Genomic DNA, 21,279 nt, shown 5'->3' with positions numbered 1-21,279 from the left:
GCTCCACCTGGATTGCTCGTGATGAACATCCGCCCGTTTGAACCGACCGATAAGACATCCGTCTCGATCCTGCTGGACACCGCGTTCGAGAGCCCGGCGGAGCTGAGGCTGGTCGAGACACTGCGGGCCGGGGGCGATCTTGCCATCGAACTCGTCGCGTTGCTCGAGGGCAGGGTGGTGGGTTACGTCGCCCTTGCGCATCTCGTCTCGCCCCGCGGCTGGCTGTCGCTGTCGCCGGTCGCCGTCTCACCCTCGCGCCAGGAAAGGGGCATCGGGAGCGGGCTGATCCGGCAGGGTCTGGACCTTGCCCGGCGCTCGGGCGCGGCAGCGGTCACGGTGCTGGGCAATCCCGAGTACTACAGCCGCTTCGGCTTTACCCTGAAAGCCGCCGAAAACCTCGTGGTGGAATACCCCAAGGAATTCTTCATGCTCTACCCGATCGCGCCGCACACCGCCGGGATCGCCGAGGACATCATCTATCCCAAAGCGTTCCGCTCGGTCTGACGGCCCGCCCGCCCCGCTCGGGGCAGAACGGGTCTTTTGCAGAAGCGGCCGAGGCACTATTCCGGCGATATGCACAGGCTCTTTCCCATCCTCTCCGCCGGTGAGGCCCGATGATCCCCTTTCACATCACCGGCGGGCTCGTCCTCGGGCCCGAGGGCCTCTCCGGGGCGCCCCTCTCGGTCGCGGAGGGGCGGATCGCCGAGGGGCGGGCAGGCAAGGCCGTCCACCTGCCGGGGTGGGAGATCCGCGCCGGCATCGTGGATGTGCATGGCGACGGGTTCGAACGGCATCTCGCCCCGCGGCGCGGCGCGCTGCGCGATCTGCCGGCGGGGCTCATGGCGCTGGACGCCGAGCTGGCGGCGAACGGGATCACCACGGCGGTGCTGGCGCAGTTCTTCAGTTGGGAAGGCGGGATGCGCAGCCCCGACTTCGCCCGCGACATGCTCGAGGCGCTCGATACCGTGCGGCCCCACCTCGTGACGGACATGCGGGCGCAGCTGCGGGTCGAGACGCACCTGATCGACCGGTTCGACGAGGTCGAGGCGCTGATCGTCCGGCACGACATCCGGTATGTCGTCTTCAACGACCATCTGCCGCATGACGCGCTGGACAAGGGGCGCCGGCCGCCGCGCCTCACCGGACAGGCGCTCAAGTCCGGCCGCAGCCCCGAGGCGCACCTCGCGCTGCTGCAGAAGCTGTACGACCGCGGGGCCGAGGTTCCGGGGGCGGTTTCGGCCCTTGCCGCGCGGCTCGCGGCCCGGGGCGTGCTGGTGGGGAGCCATGACGACGCCGATGCCACCGCCCGGCGCGCGGCGCGGGACCTGGGGCTGACGGTATCGGAATTTCCCGAAACGCAGGAGGCCGCTCTCGAGGCCGTCACGCATGGCGATCCGGTCGTTCTGGGGGCGCCGAACGTCGTGCGCGGCCGTTCGCATGCGGGCAAGGTCGCCGCGGCGGACCTGATCCGCGAGGGGCTCTGCACCGCCATCGCCTCGGATTACCACTATCCCGCCCCGGTCCAGGCGGCGGACATCCTTTCGGCCGATCTGGGACAGGACCGGGCCTGGGCCCTGGTCTCCTCGGGCCCGGCCGGGCTGCTGGGGCTGGCCGATCGCGGCGTGCTTGCGCCGGGCCGGCGGGCCGACATCGTGGCGGTGAACCCGGCGACCGGACGGCCGGGGCTGACCATCGCGGGCGGGCGCATCGCCCATGCCGATGCGCAGGCCGCGGCGGCGCTTCTTTCGGCCTGACCCCGCGAAACCCGGGGCAGGGGCAACCAGCCCCGCCCGCGCCGCTTGACTTCCGCGGCCCGAGCATGTGTATCGACCCCTGCCGGACAAGCGGCCAGAGACCAGAGGGAACGCACCATGCACGCCTATCGCAGCCACACCTGCGCAGAGTTGACAGCTGTCAACGTCGGACAGACGGTCCGCCTTTCGGGATGGGTGCACCGGATCCGGGATCACGGCGGCGTGCTCTTCATCGACCTGCGCGACCACTATGGCGTGACGCAGGTGCTCTGCGACCCCGACAGCCCGGTGTTCTCCGAGGTCGAGAAGGTGCGCTCGGAATGGTGCATCCGGATCGACGGCGAGGTGAAGGCGCGGGACGAGAGCCTCGTGAACCCCAAGATCACGACCGGCGAGATCGAGGTCTTCATCCGCGACATGGAAGTGCTGGGCGCGGCGAAGGAACTGCCGCTGATCGTCTTCGGCGACCAGGAATATCCCGAGGAAACCCGCCTGCGCTATCGCTATCTCGACCTGCGTCGCGAGGTGATGCAGCAGAACATGACCCTGCGCTCGGATGTCGTTGCGTCGATGCGCAAACGCATGTGGGACAAGGGGTTCCGGGAATACCAGACGCCGATCATCACGGCCTCTTCGCCCGAGGGCGCGCGCGATTTCCTGGTGCCGTCGCGGCTGCATCCCGGCAAGTTCTATGCGCTGCCGCAGGCGCCGCAGCAGTTCAAGCAGCTGCTGATGGTCTCGGGCTTCGACAAGTATTTCCAGATCGCGCCCTGTTTCCGCGACGAGGACCCGCGCGCCGACCGCTCGCCCACGGATTTCTACCAGCTCGACATGGAAATGTCCTTTGTCACGCAGCAGGACGTCTTCGACACGATCGCGCCGGTCATCGGTGGCGTGTTCGAGGAGTTCGGCGGCGGCCGCAAGGTCGACGCGCCTGCCGAGTGGCCGCAGATCACCTATGCCGATGCCGCGCTGAAATACGGCACCGACAAGCCCGACCTGCGCAATCCGATCGAGATGCAGGTCGTCTCCGAGCATTTCCGCGGCTCGGGCTTCGCGATCTTCGCCAAACTGCTCGAGCAGGAGGGAACCGAGATCCGCGCCATCCCCGCGCCCAAGGGCGGCTCGCGCAAGTTCTGCGACCGGATGAACGCCTTTGCCCAGAAGGAAGGGCTGCCGGGGATGGGATATATTTTCTGGCGCCGGACTGAGCTTCCGTCCGAGGCAAAGAATAACCCCGAGCACCCTTTGTTCCAAGCTCGCGAGCAAGAGTTGGTGGCGGAGTATGGCAGCGGTTACAAGCGTTATTCCGTTGAGGGCATGCCGTCGCAGGAAGATGGATCGCACATGGAAGCCGCCGGCCCCCTCGCCAAGAACATCGGCCCCGAGCGGACCGAGGCGATCCGCCAGCAGCTTGGCCTGGGCGTGGGCGACGCGGCCTTCTTCCTCGGCGGCAAGCCCAAGAGCTTCGAGGCGGTGGCGGGCCGGGCGCGCACCGTCATCGGCGATGAACTGGGCCTGACGGATACCGAGCGCTTCGCCTTTGCCTGGATCGTCGATTTCCCGATGTACGAGGCCGACGAGGAAACCGGGGCGGTGGATTTCAGCCACAATCCCTTTTCGATGCCGCAGGGCGGGCTCGACGCGCTGTCGGGCGATCCGCTCGAGGTGCTGGGCTATCAGTACGACCTGGCCTGCAACGGCTACGAGATCATCTCGGGCGCGATCCGGAACCACAAGCCCGAGATCATGTTCAAGGCGTTCGACCTGGCCGGCTATGGCGAGGACGAGGTGCGCAAGCGGTTCGGCGGGATGGTCAACGCGTTCCAGTACGGCGCGCCCCCGCATGGCGGCTGCGCGGCCGGGGTGGACCGGATCGTCATGCTTCTGGCGGACGAGGACAACCTGCGCGACGTCATGCTCTTCCCGATGAACCAGCGGGCCGAGGACCTGATGATGGGCGCGCCCTCTGAACCCGGCTCGGACCAGCTGATGGAACTGTCGCTGCGGGTCATCCCCCAGGAATGAGAAAGGCGGGGTCCTGCCCCGCCTTCGATCCCTTACCGGGGGTCCGGATCACGCGTCCGGGGCCTCCGGCAGGATGAACCCGTTGATCGGATAGACCTTGCCGTAGGCGCCGGGATAGGTCTCGACCCGCACGCGGCTCCAGTCGTTGTTGTCCGACACGTCGATGACGCCCATTCCCAGCGACACCTGGTTGCGGTGCCAGTTGGCGTGGTCGATGCGGATGGTGCGGTCGTCCACGATCTCGGACACCACCGCGACATGGCCCATCGGCATGCCGCCCGTCGCGGCGAAGGCCATGACCGAACCGACTTGGGGCGCCCGGGATCGCTCGAAGACCCCCGCCGCCTTGCCCCACCAGGTGTTGGCATTGCCGCGGATCTCGACGCCGCTGGCCATGCGGGCGAAGGGCACGCACCAGACCCGGACGCCGCGGGCGCGCTTGGCCTGGGCCTCGTGAATGGCCATCTGCCGCAACTCGAGATCCAGGACGGCCTTGTCGGCGGCCTGCTGGGGCGAATGCGCACAGGCGGCGCCCAGAAGAAGAAGTGAAATTGCGGCCAGACGGCCGCGCATGCCCGGAATGGCGTCTTTTGCGCGCATTGTTCCCTCGGATGTCCCGTTCCCCGACCTCGCTTTTCAGCGAGCCCGCCTTGCACTTTTCGCATCCCGCCGCGAAAAACAACCCACAAGCCCCTGATTGCGCGGGTTTTCGCCGGTCACGCCCCCTTGCGTTCCGGTGAGGTCCCGGCAATCTGGAGGGGAAAGGACGCAGATGTTCAGCACGCTCACCGATCAGGGGTTCGACCTCGCCACCACCAACCACGCGGCGGCGATCCTGAGGCATGATTTTGCCGGCGAGGCCGCCGCCCTGGCCGCGGCGCTGGCCGACTTCCGCGTCTCGATGGCCGAGCTGATCGGCGGGGGCGGCGGCGAGAGCGGGCAGACCCAGCGGCTGCGGCACGCGCTGCACGATGCGGGCTGGCGCAAGCATCGGTTCCACGTCCAGACGATCGTCGACGGCACGGAACGCGAGGGGATCAGCCACGAGGTCGACCACGTGCGGTTCGCCGCGCCCGGGGCGCTCGCCCTCGAGGTCGAGTGGAACAACAAGGATCCGTTCTTCGACCGGGATCTGGAAAACTTTCAGCGATTACATGCGCTTTCGGCGATTTCGGTCGGTATCATCGTCACGCGCGGCGCCTCGTTCCAGGACCAGGTGCGCGACAGGATCACCGATTGGCTGTTCCAGAACGCGCTGTCCTCCGAGGCCGATCTCGACCGTCTGGGGATCGGCGACCGGACCGCGCGGCAGAAGTCACGGGTCGCGGCGCAGGTCGCGCGCGGCACGCCCTTTCACGAGGCCTTCGCCAATGCCTTCACCGCCGACAAGTTCGGCCCCTCGACCACGCATTGGGCCAAGCTCGAGGACCGCATCCGCCGCGGCGTCGGCAATCCCTGTCCCCTGGTGCTGATCGGCCTGCCGATGGGAATCCTGACGGATTCCACCCCGGTCGCACCCCGCGACCGCGGCCTGTTCGACGCGTAACCCGCTGCTTCATCTTGCGTGAAATACTCCGGGGTCCGGGGCAGCGCCCCGATCACTCGGCCGCGACCGAGGAGTTGTAGGCGTAGGTTTTCCAGCCGGGCTTGTAATCCGCGTCGGCCTGATTGCCCCAGACGGTCCAGCCATCTCGGATGCCACGGCCGAAGAGTTCCAGGTAGGGGCCCCACGAGCAATCCTCGATCAGTTGGTACTGTTCGTCCGGCTTGCGGGAATGTTCGCGCTTGCGGGTCTGGAGCATGTTGACCTGGCGCCGGCCGGCATCCAGCGTCCGAGCATTCTTGCCGCGGGTGCCGAAGAGCAGGATCTCGGTCACGTTGCGGAAGTAGAAGCCGACACCGCGCCCGTCCGACCCGCCGTCCTTGCGGATCTTGTGCCAGATGATGTTCGACTTGTACTCGAATCCCCAGGACTGCAGCACCTGGAGCCCTTCGGGCAGCAGCGCATTCGGCACCCAGAGGTAGCAATGGGCCCGATCCTCGAGGTAATCGGCCACGGGCAGGGCGCAGATATCGTCCAGCGTCATCGTAGGATAGCGCGACAGGCGCTTGTGCTCGGGCGCGACCTTGCCGGTGCGGTTGGTGAATCGCCAGGGGGGATCCGCCATCACGGTGGCAAAGCGGTCGCCGTTCAGGAACTGCGCCAAATCTAGAGAGGGAGAGCTGCTCATGTCCAACATATTGCATGTTTCCCGAACGAGGGTCACCTAGAACATTAGTAGAACATGAGGTCTTGCTCAAGGGTTAAGGTTGACCCCGCCGACGGGGCGGGCAAAGTCTTGCCGCATGGATCACCGCGCTCCCGACAGGCCGGGGCTGACCCGGCGCCATTTCCTGTTGCTGCTGCCCTTCGCCGCGGCTGGCTGCGGCGCCGCGCCGGCACCCAGAACAGCCGCGACCTCGACCCGGTCCGAGATCGGCGCGCTGTCGTCGGCAATCGCGGCCCTCGGTCCGGGTGTGGACCCGGAAGAGGCGGCGCGGGCGGCGGATATCGCCATTACCTATCCGCTCGCGCTGCGCGCGGCCTATGGCGTGACCGACCCGCCGCTCATCCACAACACCAAGGTGAACATGGGGCTGCGGCCGCGCGGCCTGTGCTGGCACTGGGCCGAAGACATGGAGACGCGCCTCGCGACCGAGGGATTCCGCACGCTCGACCTGCACAGGGCGATCGCCAATGCCGGCCGGATCCGGATCGATCACAGTACGGTCGTCATCTCGGCGCGCGGCGGCCCGATGGAGTCGGGGATCGTTCTCGACCCCTGGCGCAACGGGGGAGAGCTTTTCTGGTCGCGCGTCCCCGAGGACCGGCGCTACGCGTGGGAACGGCGGGCCGCGGTGATGGCCCGCCGGCGGGGCTGAACCGCACAGCGGCGCCGGTCAGTCCTCCAGCGCGTCCGCGCGCTTCTTTTCGATCAGGTCGCGCTCCTGCGATTTCCGGTCGAGGAATTTCTTGCCGTAGCTGTCGTTCTCCTCGGCGCCGATCACCTGTTTCGCACGCTCGAAGACCTCGTCCTCTTCCTCGTCCATGTGGTGTTCGTAATCGTGCTTCAGGGTCTTGAAGCGAGTGAGCCAGCCCGAGGACGACATGTCCATGTCGCGCAGTTCCTCGAGGATCTCGTCCATTTCGGCATGCTCCTGGACCGAGTGGCGCGCCGCGTCCTGACCCCATGTCTTGGTCATGATCTTGGCATAGAAGGTCTCTTCCTCCGCCGCCGAGTGGCTCTTGACCTCTTCGTAGAACTCGTCCCATGCCTTGCGACGCTCGGTCGTGTCGCCTTCGGTTTCGGCAATGGTGTTCAGCAGTTCGCGGTGGCGGTCGTGATCCTTGCGGATCGCGTCGTAGATGGATGGCATGTGGCTCTCCTGTCCGAGTTGGGTTGCTGACGGAACGTCGCTGCGGGTACGGCGGTTCCGCGCCGGGGTGTCGCAGCGACAGCGGCGGGCTCGGCCGACCGTCGGTTCTTTCATCGTCGGGTGTCCGGCGGGGCGGGGGCGGCTTGGCAATCGGGTACGCTCTGCCTAATCTCGCCCGGGATACCGACCCGCAGGATGTCCGATGACCGAAGACCGCCCCGTCGGCCCGCTGATTCCCGGATGGAGAGCCCCACCGGCCCCGCCGGCCGATCTGCTCCTCGAGGGGCGGCATGTGCGCCTCGAGCCGTTGCGGGCGGACCGCCACGCCGCTCTGCTCTTTCGCGAGATCGAAGGCGAGGACTGGCTCTGGGACTACATGTCCGTCGGCCCCTTCAACAGCGCGGCGCAGTTCCATCGTTTCGTCCAGGGGACCGAGGCAGGGACTGATCCGCTCTTCCTGGCGATCCGGCCAAGGGCCGAGGACCGGGTCGTGGGGTTCGCGGCGTTCCTGAGGGTCACGCCGGCGGCGGGCTCCATCGAGGTCGGGTTCATCCTGATGTCGCCCGCCTTGCAGCGAACCCCGGCGGCAACCGAGGCGATGTTCCTCATGATGGAATGGGCCTTCGAGGCCGGTTATCGCCGCTACGAATGGAAATGCGACGCGCTCAACCGCCCGTCGCGACGCGCGGCACAGCGGCTTGGATTCTCCTACGAGGGCGTCTTCCGGCAGGCGGCGGTGGTGAAGGGACGCAACCGGGACACGGCATGGTTCGCCGTGATCGACAAGGACTGGGCCGCCCTGCGCGAGGCATTCGAATTCTGGCTATCGCCCGCGAATTTCTCGGACGACGGTCGCCAGAGGGAACGCCTCGGCGACCTGACGCGGCTGGTACGGGTGAGTTCCGACCCCGAGGCCTAGAGACGTTCCGACGTCGCGGCCCAGTCCCAGTAGAGGTCGCGGGCCTGGCGGGTGACGGGGCCGATCTGGTAATTGCGGTCCTCGAAGAAGGCGGTCACGGGCGTGACTTCTGCATGTTTCCGGTGAGGAAGACCTCGTCCGCGCCGATGAAGTCGTCGAAGCTCAGCACGGTCTCGCGGTGACGGTGTAACCCTCGGCCCTCAGGTTCGCGATGTGCCGCGCGCGGGTGATCCCGGCAAGGAACGTGCCGTTGGGGACGGGGGTCAGGATCTCGCCGTCGCGGACCATGAAGACATTGGCCGTCGCCGCCTCGGCCACGTTGCCGAGCGCGTCGGCCACGAGCGCATTCCCGAAGCCGTTCCGGCGCGCTTCGAAAATCATGCGGGCGTTGTTCGGATAGAGGCACCCCGCCTTGGCATTGACCACCGCGTCCGACATGACGGGGCGATGGAACCGCGTGCGTCCCAGCGTGGTCGAGGCGTCGCTGGGCGCCATGGGGATCTCTTCCAAGCTGATGCAGAAGCCCGTCGCGTCGGGCAGGGGATCGACGCCGAGGGGGCCGCCGTCGGTCGCCCAGTACATCGGCCGGATATAGACCGGCGTCCCCGGCGCGTAGGCGGAGAGCCCCTCGCGCACGATGTCGATCATGTCGTCGGTGGCGACGGTCGGCGTGATGCTCAGCGCCTCGGCCGAGCGGTTGACGCGGGCGCAATGCGCGCGAAGGTCGGGCACGAGACCGTTGGCCAGCCGGGCGCCGTCGAACACGGTCGAGCCGAGCCAGGAGCCGTGGTCGGCCGCCTTCATGACCGGCACGTCGCCGTCATGCCATCGTCCTTCGAAATAGGTACGGATATTGGTTCCTGTCGCCATGCCGTCACGGTCTCCCTTTCGCCGGCTCTGTATGACAGGCGGCACAGGAAAGGGGAAGGCGTGGACGGAAAAGCCCCCGGCCTTGCGAGCCGGGGGTGCGTCATGGAAAAGCTTGCTGAACTATCGCGGCCTGGGGCGCGGCGGGATGGTCCGCGGGTCCAGTCTGGGAGACGTGTGTTTCACGGATGCGACAACCTCCTGACCATTTCGCAAAGGTTTTGCAACGGCGGCGGATCAGGCGGCCTCGGCCAGCAGCGCCTCGAGGTCGAGCGGGTCGTTGATCATGGCGAGGTTGCCCTCGGTGTCCCGGGGCCATTCCGCCTCGGGACGGTCGCGATAGAGTTCGACGCCGTTCCCGTCCGGGTCCCTCAGGTAGATCGCCTCGCTCACGCCATGATCGGCGGCGCCGTCGAGCGGGATGCCCGCCTCGATCACGCGGCGCAGGGCATCGCCCAGGCTGGCCCGGTCGGGGTAGAGAAAGGCGGTGTGATAGAGCCCGGTGTGCCCCGGCGGCGGCGGGGTTCCGTTCCGGCTCTCCCAGGTGTTGAGGCCGATGTGATGGTGATAGCCGCCAGCCGACAGGAAGGCCGCCTGCGCGCCATATCTCTGCGTCAACGCGAAGCCGAGCACGCCGGCGTAGAAGGCGATGGCCCGTTCGAGATCGGCCACCTTGAGGTGGACGTGACCGATGCGGGCTTCGGGATGAACGGGGTTGGTCATGATCGGAGTTCCCTTGGTGAGCGCCCAAGGTAGGTGATCCGGCATGGCCTGACCATCGGCGCTGCTGCACGGGAGTTGTGCACCCCTGCGGGCAAGGGTCGGGCTGCAGGCGGCGATCGTCCGAAGTTTCGCGTCGGGACCGGACAAACAGAAAAGAGCCCCTGGATCAGGGGCTCTTTCGTATCTCTTGCGAGGTAACCCGGTGTTGAACGGATTACGACTTGCGGCGACGTGCGAACGCGATGCCACCCAGGCCCGACAGAAGCAGGAGACCCGCTGCGGGGACCGGAACGGCTGCGGTCGTCGACGAGAACGAAACCGTCGTGCCACCGGGCTGCGTGGAGAAGAAGAGTTCGCCGGTCACTGTGGCGGAACCGGTGTCCACGTAACCAGTGGCGGAGAAGTCCGTATCGGAGTCCAGCGTGTTGAAGTACTCTTCTGCGAAGAACGAGTAGCCCCCGACAGACCACACCATGAACGGCGTCGCCGCGTCGAAGTCGATGTCGTACAGCGTGACGGCCATGCCTTCGGAAAGGCTCGAGAAGACACCGGACGGCGCGGGGCTGTCGATGTCACCGGCGCCGATGAAGTCCACGTCGATGGAGCCAAGGTCTCCCGACTGGAAATCAGTCGTGTTGCTGACCACGCCGGTGATCGCGAGATACGAATTATAGGTGACGGCCGAAGCAGCCACGGGCGCACCAACGGCGAGAACCGCTGCCAGCGCCAGGGTTTTAAATTTCTCTAGCATATTCCCATTTCCCATGTTTCCCAGGTCGATCTGCAAAATGAGTTCACGCAGACCTTAACCTTATGTAAACAGAACCACCCCCGCAGCACAACCTGTATATCGGTTCTTGCCAGCTTTTCGCCTTGGAAATGTCGCTTTTGTGGACGTGGTGGGGACCGTTACACGCCAAGATTGTCCCCGCAGTCAAGCCAAAACCTGCCAGTGCCCCTGTTTTTGTTCCTCAACCGTCAACAAACGCCTCGGGGCGCCGTTCAACCACCATCCTCGGCCGGGGCCGATTCGCCGGTATCAGGCGCCGATCATGCCCACGATCTCGTAGGTCTTCTTCAGGACCGGCGCGGCGATGGTGCGCGCACGGTCGGCGCCGTTGCGCAGGATGGCGTCGATCTCGTCGGGGGTCTCCATCAGCCGGGCCATCTCGCTCGAGATGGGGGCGAGTTTCGCGACTGCGAGCTCCGAAAGCATCGGCTTGAATTCCGAGAACTGCTTGCCGCCGACCTCGGTCAGAACCTCGGCGATGCTCCGGTCGCTCAGGGCGGCATAGATGTTGACGAGGTTGCGCGCCTCGGGCCGCTCGGCCAGGCCCTCGGCTTCCGAGGGCAGGGCGTCGGGATCGGTTCGCGCCTTGCGGATCTTCGAGGCGATGGCGTCCGCGTCGTCGGTCATGTTGATGCGCGCCATGTCCGAGGGATCGGATTTCGACATCTTGCGGGCTCCGTCCCGCAGCGACATGACGCGGGTGGCCGCGCCCTCGATCACCGGCTCGGGGACGGGGAAGAAATCCACCCCGAAATCGTGGTTGAACTTGATCGCGATGTCGCGGGTCAACTCCACATGCTGTTTCTGATCCTCGCCCACGGGCACGTGGGTGGCGTGATAGATCAGGATGTCGGCGGCCATGAGCGCGGGATAGGCAAATAGCCCGAGAGAGGCGTTCTGCTGGTTCTTGCCGGCCTTGTCCTTCCACTGGGTCATCCGCTGCATCCAGCCCATGCGGGCGACACAGTTGAAGATCCACGCCAGCTGGGCGTGTGCGGCCACCTGTGACTGATTGAAAAGAATGGATTTATTCGGATCCAGCCCGGCGGCGATATACCCGGCGGCCAGTTCGCGGGTGTTCCGCGTCAGCGCGGCCGGATCCTGCCAGACCGTGATCGCGTGCTGATCGACCATGCAGTAGAGCGTTTCGATCCCTCTGTCCGCGTTCTCCTCCTGCATGTCGACGAAGCGGCGGATCGCGCCGAGATAGTTGCCCAGGGTCAGGCCGCCGGAGGGCTGGATGCCCGAGAAAATGCGGGGCTGGAACGTGGCGCCTTGCGCGGGGGCGGCGTCGGTCATCGGGGGCGAACCTCTGGCTGGATTTCCGTGCCGCGCTGGCTTACCCATGCCCCCGGTTCCCGTCAAGGCGGCGGGACAGGTCCCGGAGGTCCCATGTCGTTCAATTCCGAGGAACGTGCGCTCAACCCGATCCCGCCGCTGATCCTGGCGCTCTTCGTCGTCAGCATGGGCGTCGAACTCGTGTTCCAGCTGGGCGCGCGGGGGCTGGTCGGCGGGCCGCAGGCCGTGGGCTGGCGGCAGGCGGCGCTGATGGATTTCGGCTTTCAGGGGCAGTTCGCGACCTACCTTGCCGAGACGGGACAACTCCGCCCCGACTTCCTGATCCGGTTCCTGTCCTATCCCTTCGTGCATGTCTCGTTCACCCAGGCGCTGATCGCCGGGGTAATGCTGCTGGCCCTGGGCAAGTTCGTGGGCGAGATCATGGCGCCCTTTGCCGTCTTTCTGCTCTACGTGGCCAGCACCATCGGCGGCGCGCTGGCGATGTGGGCCGTGGGCGGCGAGACCGATTGGCTGTTCGGCGGTTTTCCCCCGGTCTACGGGCTGATCGGCGGGTTCACCTACCTGCTCTGGGTGCGGCTCGGAGCGATGGGGGCTTCGCAGGTGCAGGCCTTCCGCCTGATCGCGATGCTGGCGGCTTTGCAGCTGATCTTCGGCGTGCTGTTCGGCTTCACGCGCGACTGGCCGGCGGATCTCGGCGGGTTCGCGACCGGCTTCGCGGTGTCGCCGGCGCTGGCGCCCGGCGGGTTCACGGCCCTGGTCGAGCGGCTGAAGCGGCGCGGATAGCCGGGCGGGTTCAGAACATTGCGGCCGGCAGGATCGGCACGTAGCGGGCGAAGCGCCGGTTTCGCTTGACGGGGTAGGGCAGGATCATCGACCGGCGTTCTTCGGGCGGGGCGGCGGCGGCGACGCGGGCCGCCGATGTCCAAGTGGCCGCCATCTCGGGGTCCCCTGGGGCCGAGCCGAGCCACTTGCGCGCCAGGCGCTGGCGGAGGTGGCGGATGGCATCGGCCTCGCGGAAGCGCACCGAGGCCTCGGTATCCCAGAGCAGCGAGCGGCCGTTCAGATTGGCCGAGCCGACGATGCCGACGCTCTCGTCGATCAGCGTGACCTTCGAGTGCAGGTAGATCACGGCCGATCCGGCCAGGGGCATCGGCGTGCCGTCGGGGGCGGGGCGGGGCTGGACGGGCGAGACAACGGCGATCCGGTCGCCGAAGGCCTTGCGCAGATGGGCGAGACAGCGCAGCTGGAGGGCCTGCGCATGGCGCGCGTCCATGCCGTTGTCGCGGCCGAAGATCACCCGTTCCGGTTCCGTCGGCGTCACGAGGATGAGCTGGAGGTCCGGCACCTCGGCGGCGCGGCGCGCCAGGGCACGGGCCAGCGGCATGTGGCGGAAGAACTGGGTCTCGATATAGATCGAGTGTTCTGCCTGCGCGAAGGCTTCGAAATGCGCGGTCTCGTGTTCCTTCACGTCTGTGACCGGGCCGAAGCGGAAGAACTGGTCGAGATGGCTCGAGACGGTGCGCAACAGGTCGGGCGCGTCAGGATCGGTCTCTCCGGCCTCCGGGATATCAGGAAGGTCCGTTACGGTTTCGGAAAACACGGTGCCGCATTCGGCACGGGAACGGTCCCAGCAATCCGCGAAATGCCGGACGATCTGGGCGATGACGGGACCCGTGACCGCCATGCTGACGTCGTGCCAGGTATCCTCGGGGCGCTGGTCGTGATCATGGTCGTCGAACCGGCGTTCGTCGATGTCGATGCCGCCGATCACCGCGCGCTCCCGGTCGATGACGGCGAATTTCTGGTGCAGCGTGACGGGCCGGAGCCTGTAATGGCCGTCCAGCGCGCGCAGCTGCGACCGCGTCAGGTACTCGTGCGGGGCGCTGCGCAACTCGGCCAGCCGATCGTTGATCTGCGGGCTGAAGACCCGCTCCCAGATGGGGGCCGGTGCGCAGTCGTGCAGGGCGCAGATAAGTTCGGCCGAGGGATGAGCGTTGAGCCGCGCGGCAAATCGCCCGGCCGATCCCCAGGCCTCGCGGTGCAGGTCGGGCGTGAAGACCGGATCGAAGTCGGACAGGAGCAGCCGCACCCTCACGCCCCGCTCGGCGGCGTCTTCCAGCAGATCGGCCCAGGACGTCAGCCCGGCCTCCTGCGCCGCCTTGCTGCGCAGCGCGGTGCGGGCATCGAGGATACGGAAGGCCAGAAGCACCTCGGTCCTGGCCTGCAGGATCATCTCTTCGAGCGCCGGATACATCTCGGCGGCCGTTATCAGCGGCTTCAATGTCGTCGAGGCCTGCGAGGCCGGAGGTTCTGCAGGCTTCGTGGCCATGGGGGTCATGATCGGGATCCGGATATCTGCGCTCGGGGGGGCAACACCGGCCGCGGGGCGCCGGTTCCGGCTGATCTTGCGTTCATCCGCGGCGCATGGCCCCGCGCAGGTCCGAGAACCGGAAGGCGTCGAGGAGATGGCTGATGATGAAATACACCGCGCTGCCGCCGAGAACCAGGATCGCCAGGGCTAGCGGTCGACTGAGGGCGAAGACCGGCTGCAGGGCCCGGTCGCCCAGCCAGAGCGCCACGCCCAGACCCGCCGAAGCCAGCACGATCCGCCAGATGCGCCGCCGCAGGCGGTCGTCGAGGGCCACCGCCGCGCCCATGCGGCGGGACCCGGCCCAGAGCAGCACCATCATCGCCCAGCCGGCGGTGGTGGTCGCGACGGCGGCGGCGATGTAGCCGACGAAGGGCGCGAGGCCGATGGCGAGCACGGCATTCACCCCCATCGCGACGAGGGCGTAGCGGAAGGGCGCGCGGGTGTCCTCGCGGGCGTAGAACAGCGGTTGCAGCACCTTCTGTAGGACGAAGGCGGGCAGGCCCAGCCCGTAGACGGCGACGGCGAGGGCGGTGGCCCGCGCGTCCTCGGGCGTGAAGGCACCGCGCTGGAACAGGGTCGAGATCAGCGGTTCGGGGATCACGACGAGCGCGACGGCGCAGGGCAGGGTGAGGAACAGCGCGAATTCGGCGGCGCGATTGAAGCCATGGCGGCCGCCCGCCTCGTCCCCGGCACGCAGGCGGCGCGAGAGGTCGGGCAGCAGCACCACGCCGATGGCGATGGCCACGACGCCGAGGGGCAGCTGATAGAGCCGGTCGGCGAGATTGAGGTACTGGATCGACCCCTCGAAGAAGCTGGCGACCTGGCGGCCGACCAGCAGGTTCACCTGCACGACCCCTCCGGCAAGGGCGGCGGGGGCGGCGAGTATGGCCAGGCGTTTCATCTCGGGTGTCAGGCGGGGGCGGCGGATGCGCAGGGCGAACCCCGCCTGCGCCGCCGCGTACCAGACCAGCGCGAGCTGGGCGATCCCGGCCAGTGGCACGCCCCAGACCAGCGCGCGGCCGATCTCGATCCCGCTGCGGGCACCGATGACCATCGCCGCGACGAGAATGATGTTCAGCAGCACCGGCGCGGCGGCGGCCGCCGCGAACCGGCCGGTGGCGTTGAGCACACCGGAAAAGAGCGCGGCGAGCGAGATGAAGAAGATATAGGGAAATGCGATGCGGCCGTAATCGACGGCCAGATCGAACCGTTCGTCGCCGGCAAATCCCGAGGCCATGGCCATCACCAGCGCCGGCATGAAGATCGTGGCCAGCACCGACAGCAGGACCAGTGCCGTCGCCAACAGCGACATGGCCTGTTCGGCAAAGCTGCGCGCGTCCTCTCCGGCCTCGACCCGTTTCGAGAACTGCGGCACGAAGGCCATGTTGAAGGCGCCTTCGGCAAAGAAGCGGCGGAACATGTTGGGCAGGGAGAAGGCCACGACAAAGGCCTCGGCCATGGGCCCGGCGCCCAGGTAGGCGGCGAAGACGATGTCGCGGACGAAGCCCAGGATGCGGCTGGCGAGGGTCCAGACGCCGACGGTCAGAAAGCCCCGGATCAGCCGGATGGGCTTCAAGACCGGGCCCTTTCCTGACCTTCCGAAATCGCCTCGCGCAGCTTGGCCTCCAACGCCTTCTGCTTGGTTTCGCTGTAGAGTTTCAGGCCGAACATGTCCTTGACGTAGAAGGTGTCGACCACCTGTTCCCCGTAGGTGGCGATCACCGCGCTCGAGATCTGCACATTGGCGGCGGCCAGCGTGCGGGTCAGGTCGAAGAGCAGGGCGGGCCTGTCGCGGGTGTCGACCTCGATGATGGTGAAGATCTCGGACCCCTCGTTGTCGAAGCTGATCGCGGTGCTCACCCGGAAGGCGCGTTCGCGCTTCTTGATCTTGTCGCGGGACTTCATCGCCTCGCGCGGGACGACCTCGCCCTTGAGGGTCTTCAGGATCATCTGGCGCAGGCGCGGGATGCGGGCGGATTCATAGGGGTGGCCGTCGGCGTCCTGGATCCAGAAGGCGGCGGTGGCATAGCCGTCCTTGGAGGTGAATGTCCGGGCGTCGACCACGTTGGCCCCGACCAGCGCCAGCGCCCCGGCGAGGCGCGAGAAGATGCCGGGATGGTCCTCCATCGCAAAGAGCGCACGGGTCGCGTCGCGGTCCTCGTCGGGGTGCAGGTCCATGCGGATCTCGGCCTCGGGCAGGTCGCGCAGCATCTCGGCCAGGACCTTGTGCGCCGTGACGTGCAGGCCCTGCCAGTAGGTGGGGTAATGCCGCCGGATCTCGCGGTCGAGGTCGGTCTTGGACCAGTCGGGCAGGGCGGCGCGCAGCGCGCGCTTGGCCTCCTGTCCGCGGTACTGGCGGTTGAGGTCCTCGAGCCCGGTTTCCAGCGCCTTCCGGGTCTGGCGGTAGAGCGCGCGGAGCAGCGCGGCCTTCCAGTTGTTCCAGACGCCGGGGCCGACGCCCCGGATATCGCAGACCGTCAGCACGCACAGCAGGTCGAGCCGTTCGCGCGTGCGCACCGCCTTGGCAAAATCGCGGACCGTACGGGGATCGGCGATGTCGCGTTTCTGGGCCATGTCGGACATGAGCAGGTGATAGCGCACCAGCCATTCAACGGTCTCGCTCTCCGCCGGTTTCAACCCGAGGCGCGGGGCGACGGTGCGGGCGATGCGGGCGCCGACGATGGAGTGATCCTCGTCCCGCCCCTTGCCGATATCGTGCAGCATCAGCGCGACGTAGAGCACCTTGCGGTTCACCCCTTCCTTGAGGATCGTCGAGGCGACGGGCAGTTCCTCTTTCAGGTCGCCATGTTCGATCAGCGCGAGGTGGCGCAGGCACTGGATCGTGTGTTCGTCCACCGTGTAGTGATGATACATGTTGAACTGCATCATCGCGACGATCGGCTCGAATTCGGGGATGAAGGCCGCCAGCACGCCCAGCTCGTTCATCCGGCGCAGGGCGCGCTCGGGGTTGCCGTGGTTCAGCAGCGTGCCCATGAAGATCTTGGCCGCCTCGGGATCGTTGCGCATCCCCTCGTCGATCCGGTCGAGATTGGCGGTGACCATCCGCATCGCGTCGGGGTGGATCAGCATCCCGGTGCGCAGCCCCTCGTCGAAGAGCCGCAGGATGTTCAGCTTGTCGGCGAGAAACGCCTCCTCGTCCGCCACCGCCAGCCGGTTGTTGACGACCGCGTAGCCCCTGGAAACCGTCGGCCTGCGGCGGAAGACGCGGTCGAGCAGCGGTTCGCTCTTGACGTGGGCGGCCTCCATCTTGGTCAGGAAGATGCGCGTGACCTCGCCCACGATGGTGGCGTGGCGGAAATACTCCTGCATGAAGACCTCGACGGCGCGCCGCCCGGCGCGGTCGCGGTATCCCATGGCCTCGGCGACGGCGACCTGCATGTCGAAGGTCAGCTGATCCATCGGGCGGTCGGCGATCAGGTGCAGATGGCAGCGCACGGCCCAGAGGAAATCCTCGGCCTTGCGGAAACTCTGGTATTCCTCGGGCTCGAAGACGCCCAGTTCGACCAGCTGCGAGGTGTTCGAGACGCCGTGGACGTATTTCGCGATCCAGTAGAGCGACTGCAGGTCGCGCAGCCCCCCCTTGCCCTCCTTGACGTTCGGTTCGACCATGTAGCGCTGGCCGCCCTGCTTGGTGTGCCGGTCCTGGCGTTCCTGCAGCTTGGCCGCGACGAAATCGCGTTCCGTGCCGCGGAACAGGTCGTCCCAGAGCCGGTGGCTCAGTTCGTCGTGCAGCGCCCTGTCGCCTGTGAGGTGGCGGCTCTCCAGCAAGGCGGTGCGGATGGTGTAATCCTCGCCGCCCAGTTTCAGGCAATCGCGGATCGTGCGGCTGGAATGACCGACCTTGAGGCGGAGATCCCACAGGATGTAGAGCACGTTTTCGATCAGGGTCTCGAGATCGGCCGAGATCTTGGACTTGGCGAGGAACAGCAGATCGACGTCGGAATGCGGCGCCATCTCGCCCCGGCCGTAGCCCCCGACGGCGCAGAGCGCGAAACGCCCCGGGCTGGCCCCCGGCGGGATCAGATGCGTGCGCGCAAGGTGCAGCGAGGCGGTCACCAGACAGTCGGTCATCCAGCAATAGGCCCGCGTGGTGGCGGCGGCATCGCGCGGCTTGTCGGCGAAGGCGCGGGCGATCCGGTCGCGGGCGCGGTCCTGCGCCTCGAGCAGCAGGGCGATCGCGGCCTGGCGAAAGGCCTTGTCGTCCGGGTGACTGTCGCGGGCCCCGTCGATCGCCGTCTGCAGGGCCCGGGGATCGAGGATTTCGGTGGCCGGTGCGATGAGGTCGTCGGGCAGGGGAAGATCGTCGAGCATGGCGTTCTATGGATCCGGTCCGGGGACCTTGCCAAGGGGAAACGTGAAACGGGGGCGATCGCGCCCCCGTTCCTCTCTGGTTTGCCAAGGGATGATGCGCCCCGGCCTCAGAAGCCGAAGCCGCCGAAGCTGCGCGGCGCGGGGTCGATCACCACGACCTGGTTGTTCTGGATCGTCGCCACGGCGAGGCCGCGCTCGACCACGCCGCCGGGGCGGAAACGGAAGACCCCGTTCACCCCCTGGAAGCCCGCGCCCTGGGTCAGTGCGGCAGAGGACAACGCGTTCCTGTTGCCCTGTTTGACCAGCGCTCCGATCGCGGCGATGCCGTCATAGGCAAGCCCGGCCAGCGGATGCGGCGAGGTGCCGTAGGCGGCGGAATAGCGGCTGTTGAACTGCGCCGTGAGATTGGGGTCGGGCAGGGCGAACCAGCCCCCCTCGAGCCCCGGCAGGTCGAGCGTCTGGGGCGGGACGTCCCAGCGTGTCAGCCCGATGTACTGGGTCACCGCCGGGTCGACGCCGCGCTCGGGCAGGAGCTGCGCGAAGAAGGGCAGGGCCGCGTCGGTGTTCGACGTCAGGAAGACGGCATCGGCGGCGTTGGTCTCGATCGCGGATTTCACTTCGTTGACGGCGGCGATGACGCCCTGCTGGGAATAGCTGTAGGTGACGTTGCCCACCACCGAGGCACCCGAGCCGGCCGCCGCCTGGGCGATGGCCGCCCGTCCCAGTTCGCCGGCGGCGGTCTGGGCCGAGACGGTCACGATCCGGCGCTTGCCCTGGCCCGCGGCAAAGCCGGTCAGGCGGCGCGCGGTGTTGCCGAAGGTGTGGCCGAGGATGAAGACGTTGCCGCCCGCGAGCGAGCTGTTGTTGCTGAAGGCCATGACGTTGACGCCCGAGCGGGCCGCCGCGACGCCTGCCGCGTTGGCGTTGCCGCCGTAGAGCGGGCCGAGGATGATCTTGGCGCCCTCGTCTATCGCCTGGGCGGTGACGGCGGCGGTCTGGGCCTCGGTGCCGGCGGTGTCGTAGACGCGCAGGTCGATCCGGGCGCTGTTGAGGTCCGAAATGGCCAGGCGCGCGGCGTTTTCGAGCGCGGCCGAGACCACGGCGTCGCCGCTGCCGCCGCTCTTGGGGACGAGCAGGGCGACCTGGACCGGCTGGCCGGTGTCGATGGCGGGACCGCCGGCGCCGCCGAGGTTCATCGGCTCGCAGGCGGCGAGCGCGAGGGCGGCGACGGCGACCGCGATGCGGGAACCGGCCTTGCGGGTCGCGCGCAAAAGGGCAAACATGGGCTACTCCTCGATATCGGGCGCCGGGCCGGACCCTGCGCCGGTGTCATGTGTATCGGCGATAATCATAGTCGCCTCGGGATGAGGATCCAGTTATGAATCCCCAGACAGGCAAACCGGCGCCCGGCCTGACGCTGGTCTCGGTCCCGATCGGGACGGCGCGGGACATCACGTTGCGGGCGCTGGACGTGCTGCGCGAAGCCGATGTGCTGGCGGCCGAGGACACGCGCTCGCTCCGGAAACTGCTCGATATCCATGGCATCGCGCTTGGGGATCGTCCGCTCGTCGCCTATCACGATCACAACGGCGACAGGGTCCGGCCCCGGCTGTTGGCGGCGCTGGAGCAGGGGCTTTCGGTCGCCTATGCCTCGGAGGCCGGAACGCCGATGATCGCGGACCCGGGCTTCGACCTGGCGCGCGCCGCGCGCGAGGCGGGCCATGCGGTGACGGCCGCGCCGGGCGTCTCGGCGGTGGTCACGGCGCTGAGCCTCGGGGGGTTGCCGACCGACCGTTTCCTCTTTGCCGGCTTCCTGCCCAGCCAGGCCAAGGCGCGGCGCGACGGCCTGCGGGCGCTCGAGGCGGTTCCGGCAACGCTGGTCTTCTACGAATCCCCCAGGCGGCTGGGCCGGATGCTGGCGGATGCGGCCGAGGCCCTGGGCGGGGCGCGCGAGGCTGCGGTCTGCCGCGAACTGACCAAGAGGTTCGAGGAAATCCGGCGCGGTTCGCTCGAGGAGCTCGCGGCGGCCTACGCGGACCTCGCCCCCAAGGGCGAGATCGTGGTGCTGATCGGACGGAAAAAGGCGGGGGACGTTAGCGAAAAATTCGTGATTGGGAGAATAGAAGAGGAACTGTCCGCGGGTCGCACGGTCCGCGATTCGGCCACATCCGTGGCCGGCGAAACCGGCTGGCCACGGCGCAGGGTGTATCAGCTCGCGCTGGAACTGGCCAAGGGCGGGGATTGACGGGCGGGGCCCGTGCGGTCCCGGGGCTTGAACGACAGGGGGAACGAATGCGGCATTGGGATCATCGTTCGGAGCCGGTGGCGGCCATACCGGTCCCGGCGGCGCGTCGGCGTCGGGGCGAGATCGCCCATCTTTCGGGGCTGGCGGCCGAATCGGCCGTGGAACGGACCTACGAGGCGCGGGGGGCGCGGGTGCTGCACCGGCGGTGGCGCGGTCCGGGCGGCGAGATCGATCTGATCCTCGCGGAACCGGACCGGGTGGTGTTTGTCGAGGTCAAGAAGGCCGCGACACACGGCGCCGCCGCCGAGCGGGTCCGCCCGGCGCAGGTGCAGCGCATCGCGCGGTCGGCCATGGCTTTCGTCGACACTCTGCCCGGCGGGGCGCTGACGGACATCCGGCTCGACGTGGCTCTCGTCGATGGCGGCGGGGCGGTCGAGCTGCTGGAGAACGCCTTTGCGGGCTGCTGCTAGGCGGCGATTGCGCCCGGCGCCGCTTTGGGTCATCTAAGTCCCGACCATGCAGCAGGAGGCGCGG

19 protein-coding genes and 1 pseudogene are annotated in these 21,279 nt (G+C 67.6%); 9 read left to right on the top strand and 11 right to left on the bottom strand.

Features of this window, described 5'->3' with window-relative positions:
* The first annotated feature begins 21 nt into the window (after positions 1–21).
* The 3 genes from OB2597_RS11430 to aspS all read left to right on the top strand — a co-directional run bounded on the left by OB2597_RS11430 (position 22) and on the right by aspS (position 3,782).
* Positions 22–504, top strand: a complete 483-nt coding sequence (locus tag OB2597_RS11430; RefSeq protein WP_009805724.1) for a GNAT family N-acetyltransferase — start codon at positions 22–24, stop codon at positions 502–504.
* Positions 505–614: 110 nt separating this feature from the next.
* Positions 615–1,754, top strand: a complete 1,140-nt coding sequence (locus OB2597_RS11425) for an alpha-D-ribose 1-methylphosphonate 5-triphosphate diphosphatase (protein WP_009805723.1) — start codon at positions 615–617, stop codon at positions 1,752–1,754.
* A gap of 117 nt (positions 1,755–1,871) precedes the next feature.
* Entirely contained in the window at positions 1,872–3,782 is a 1,911-nt protein-coding gene (aspS, locus tag OB2597_RS11420; RefSeq protein ID WP_009805722.1) for an aspartate--tRNA ligase, read from the top strand.
* A 48-nt stretch (positions 3,783–3,830) separates the two neighbouring features.
* Here aspS and OB2597_RS11415 read toward each other — a convergent pair whose 3' ends face one another.
* A complete protein-coding gene (locus OB2597_RS11415) occupies positions 3,831–4,382 on the bottom strand; it encodes a CHAP domain-containing protein (protein WP_040609282.1) in 552 nt (183 codons plus the stop codon).
* 172 nt (positions 4,383–4,554) lie between these two features.
* On the opposite strand from OB2597_RS11415, the gene OB2597_RS11410 reads away from it, so the two are divergent.
* Positions 4,555–5,328 (top strand): BglII/BstYI family type II restriction endonuclease, encoded by a 774-nt coding sequence (locus OB2597_RS11410; protein ID WP_009805720.1) that lies wholly within the window; start codon positions 4,555–4,557, stop codon positions 5,326–5,328.
* A 52-nt stretch (positions 5,329–5,380) separates the two neighbouring features.
* Here the strand turns inward: OB2597_RS11410 and OB2597_RS11405 are convergent, their stop codons facing one another.
* Positions 5,381–6,013: an MT-A70 family methyltransferase gene (locus OB2597_RS11405; protein WP_050759275.1), complete on the bottom strand. Its 633-nt coding sequence runs from the start codon at positions 6,011–6,013 to the stop codon at positions 5,381–5,383.
* Positions 6,014–6,128: 115 nt separating this feature from the next.
* Between OB2597_RS11405 and OB2597_RS11400 the strand changes: the two genes are divergently transcribed.
* Positions 6,129–6,704, top strand: coding sequence for a hypothetical protein (locus OB2597_RS11400; protein WP_009805718.1), 576 nt, complete (start codon positions 6,129–6,131; stop codon positions 6,702–6,704).
* A gap of 18 nt (positions 6,705–6,722) precedes the next feature.
* On the opposite strand, the gene OB2597_RS11395 is transcribed toward OB2597_RS11400, so the two are convergent.
* A complete protein-coding gene (locus OB2597_RS11395; RefSeq protein WP_009805717.1) occupies positions 6,723–7,199 on the bottom strand; it encodes a hemerythrin domain-containing protein in 477 nt (158 codons plus the stop codon).
* A gap of 202 nt (positions 7,200–7,401) precedes the next feature.
* Here OB2597_RS11395 and OB2597_RS11390 point away from each other — a divergent pair, with 202 nt between their 5' ends.
* Positions 7,402–8,118 (top strand): GNAT family N-acetyltransferase, encoded by a 717-nt coding sequence (locus OB2597_RS11390; protein ID WP_009805716.1) that lies wholly within the window; start codon positions 7,402–7,404, stop codon positions 8,116–8,118.
* On the opposite strand, the pseudogene OB2597_RS11385 reads toward OB2597_RS11390, so the two are convergent.
* From OB2597_RS11385 to trpS, 4 genes and pseudogenes are all read right to left on the bottom strand, one after another.
* Positions 8,115–8,988: pseudogene (locus tag OB2597_RS11385) on the bottom strand (branched-chain amino acid aminotransferase). The gene OB2597_RS11390 and the pseudogene OB2597_RS11385 overlap by 4 nt on opposite strands.
* Positions 8,989–9,222: 234 nt before the next feature.
* Positions 9,223–9,708, bottom strand: coding sequence for a VOC family protein (locus OB2597_RS11380; RefSeq protein WP_009805712.1), 486 nt, complete (start codon positions 9,706–9,708; stop codon positions 9,223–9,225).
* A 214-nt stretch (positions 9,709–9,922) separates the two neighbouring features.
* On the bottom strand, positions 9,923–10,459 hold the full coding sequence (locus OB2597_RS11375; RefSeq protein WP_009805711.1) for a VPLPA-CTERM sorting domain-containing protein: 537 nt from the start codon (positions 10,457–10,459) through the stop codon (positions 9,923–9,925).
* Between the two features lie 288 nt (positions 10,460–10,747).
* Entirely contained in the window at positions 10,748–11,797 is a 1,050-nt protein-coding gene (trpS, locus tag OB2597_RS11370) for a tryptophan--tRNA ligase (protein WP_009805710.1), read from the bottom strand.
* A gap of 93 nt (positions 11,798–11,890) precedes the next feature.
* On the opposite strand from trpS, the gene OB2597_RS11365 reads away from it, so the two are divergent.
* Positions 11,891–12,580, top strand: coding sequence for a rhomboid family intramembrane serine protease (locus OB2597_RS11365; RefSeq protein WP_009805709.1), 690 nt, complete (start codon positions 11,891–11,893; stop codon positions 12,578–12,580).
* A 10-nt stretch (positions 12,581–12,590) separates the two neighbouring features.
* Here the strand turns inward: OB2597_RS11365 and OB2597_RS11360 are convergent, their stop codons facing one another.
* The 4 genes from OB2597_RS11360 to OB2597_RS11345 form a co-directional block, all read right to left on the bottom strand.
* Positions 12,591–14,135 (bottom strand): phospholipase D-like domain-containing protein, encoded by a 1,545-nt coding sequence (locus OB2597_RS11360; RefSeq protein ID WP_238529717.1) that lies wholly within the window; start codon positions 14,133–14,135, stop codon positions 12,591–12,593.
* A gap of 73 nt (positions 14,136–14,208) precedes the next feature.
* Positions 14,209–15,744 (bottom strand): murein biosynthesis integral membrane protein MurJ, encoded by a 1,536-nt coding sequence (gene murJ, locus OB2597_RS11355; RefSeq protein WP_009805707.1) that lies wholly within the window; start codon positions 15,742–15,744, stop codon positions 14,209–14,211.
* Positions 15,741–18,500 (bottom strand): [protein-PII] uridylyltransferase, encoded by a 2,760-nt coding sequence (locus OB2597_RS11350; protein WP_009805706.1) that lies wholly within the window; start codon positions 18,498–18,500, stop codon positions 15,741–15,743. Before OB2597_RS11350 ends, murJ begins: the two co-directional genes overlap by 4 nt.
* Before the next feature lie 107 nt (positions 18,501–18,607).
* Positions 18,608–19,783, bottom strand: coding sequence for a penicillin-binding protein activator (locus OB2597_RS11345; protein WP_009805705.1), 1,176 nt, complete (start codon positions 19,781–19,783; stop codon positions 18,608–18,610).
* 95 nt (positions 19,784–19,878) lie between these two features.
* Between OB2597_RS11345 and rsmI the strand changes: the two genes are divergently transcribed.
* Together rsmI and OB2597_RS11335 are read left to right on the top strand one after the other, a co-directional pair.
* Complete coding sequence (gene rsmI / locus OB2597_RS11340; protein WP_009805704.1) at positions 19,879–20,745, top strand: 16S rRNA (cytidine(1402)-2'-O)-methyltransferase; 867 nt, start codon at positions 19,879–19,881, stop codon at positions 20,743–20,745.
* A 47-nt stretch (positions 20,746–20,792) separates the two neighbouring features.
* Positions 20,793–21,215, top strand: a complete 423-nt coding sequence (locus OB2597_RS11335) for a YraN family protein (RefSeq protein WP_009805703.1) — start codon at positions 20,793–20,795, stop codon at positions 21,213–21,215.
* The last annotated feature ends 64 nt before the right edge of the window (positions 21,216–21,279 follow it).

The sequence above is a fragment of the Pseudooceanicola batsensis HTCC2597 genome (genome assembly GCF_000152725.1).
Taxonomy (GTDB): domain Bacteria; phylum Pseudomonadota; class Alphaproteobacteria; order Rhodobacterales; family Rhodobacteraceae; genus Pseudooceanicola; species Pseudooceanicola batsensis.
The sequence above is the reverse complement of the archived record's forward strand: the minus strand, read 5'-3'. Positions and strand labels throughout refer to the sequence as shown.

Coding starts and splice junctions, on each gene's coding strand:
- OB2597_RS11430 (WP_009805724.1), top strand. CDS start 22: ATGAACATCCGCCCGTTTGAACCGACCGATAAGACATCCGTCTCGATC.
- OB2597_RS11425 (WP_009805723.1), top strand. CDS start 615: ATGATCCCCTTTCACATCACCGGCGGGCTCGTCCTCGGGCCCGAGGGC.
- aspS (WP_009805722.1), top strand. CDS start 1,872: ATGCACGCCTATCGCAGCCACACCTGCGCAGAGTTGACAGCTGTCAAC.
- OB2597_RS11415 (WP_040609282.1), bottom strand. CDS start 4,382: ATGCGCGCAAAAGACGCCATTCCGGGCATGCGCGGCCGTCTGGCCGCA.
- OB2597_RS11410 (WP_009805720.1), top strand. CDS start 4,555: ATGTTCAGCACGCTCACCGATCAGGGGTTCGACCTCGCCACCACCAAC.
- OB2597_RS11405 (WP_050759275.1), bottom strand. CDS start 6,013: ATGAGCAGCTCTCCCTCTCTAGATTTGGCGCAGTTCCTGAACGGCGAC.
- OB2597_RS11400 (WP_009805718.1), top strand. CDS start 6,129: ATGGATCACCGCGCTCCCGACAGGCCGGGGCTGACCCGGCGCCATTTC.
- OB2597_RS11395 (WP_009805717.1), bottom strand. CDS start 7,199: ATGCCATCCATCTACGACGCGATCCGCAAGGATCACGACCGCCACCGC.
- OB2597_RS11390 (WP_009805716.1), top strand. CDS start 7,402: ATGACCGAAGACCGCCCCGTCGGCCCGCTGATTCCCGGATGGAGAGCC.
- OB2597_RS11380 (WP_009805712.1), bottom strand. CDS start 9,708: ATGACCAACCCCGTTCATCCCGAAGCCCGCATCGGTCACGTCCACCTC.
- OB2597_RS11375 (WP_009805711.1), bottom strand. CDS start 10,459: ATGCTAGAGAAATTTAAAACCCTGGCGCTGGCAGCGGTTCTCGCCGTT.
- trpS (WP_009805710.1), bottom strand. CDS start 11,797: ATGACCGACGCCGCCCCCGCGCAAGGCGCCACGTTCCAGCCCCGCATT.
- OB2597_RS11365 (WP_009805709.1), top strand. CDS start 11,891: ATGTCGTTCAATTCCGAGGAACGTGCGCTCAACCCGATCCCGCCGCTG.
- OB2597_RS11360 (WP_238529717.1), bottom strand. CDS start 14,135: ATGACCCCCATGGCCACGAAGCCTGCAGAACCTCCGGCCTCGCAGGCC.
- OB2597_RS11350 (WP_009805706.1), bottom strand. CDS start 18,500: ATGCTCGACGATCTTCCCCTGCCCGACGACCTCATCGCACCGGCCACC.
- OB2597_RS11345 (WP_009805705.1), bottom strand. CDS start 19,783: ATGTTTGCCCTTTTGCGCGCGACCCGCAAGGCCGGTTCCCGCATCGCG.
- rsmI (WP_009805704.1), top strand. CDS start 19,879: ATGAATCCCCAGACAGGCAAACCGGCGCCCGGCCTGACGCTGGTCTCG.
- OB2597_RS11335 (WP_009805703.1), top strand. CDS start 20,793: ATGCGGCATTGGGATCATCGTTCGGAGCCGGTGGCGGCCATACCGGTC.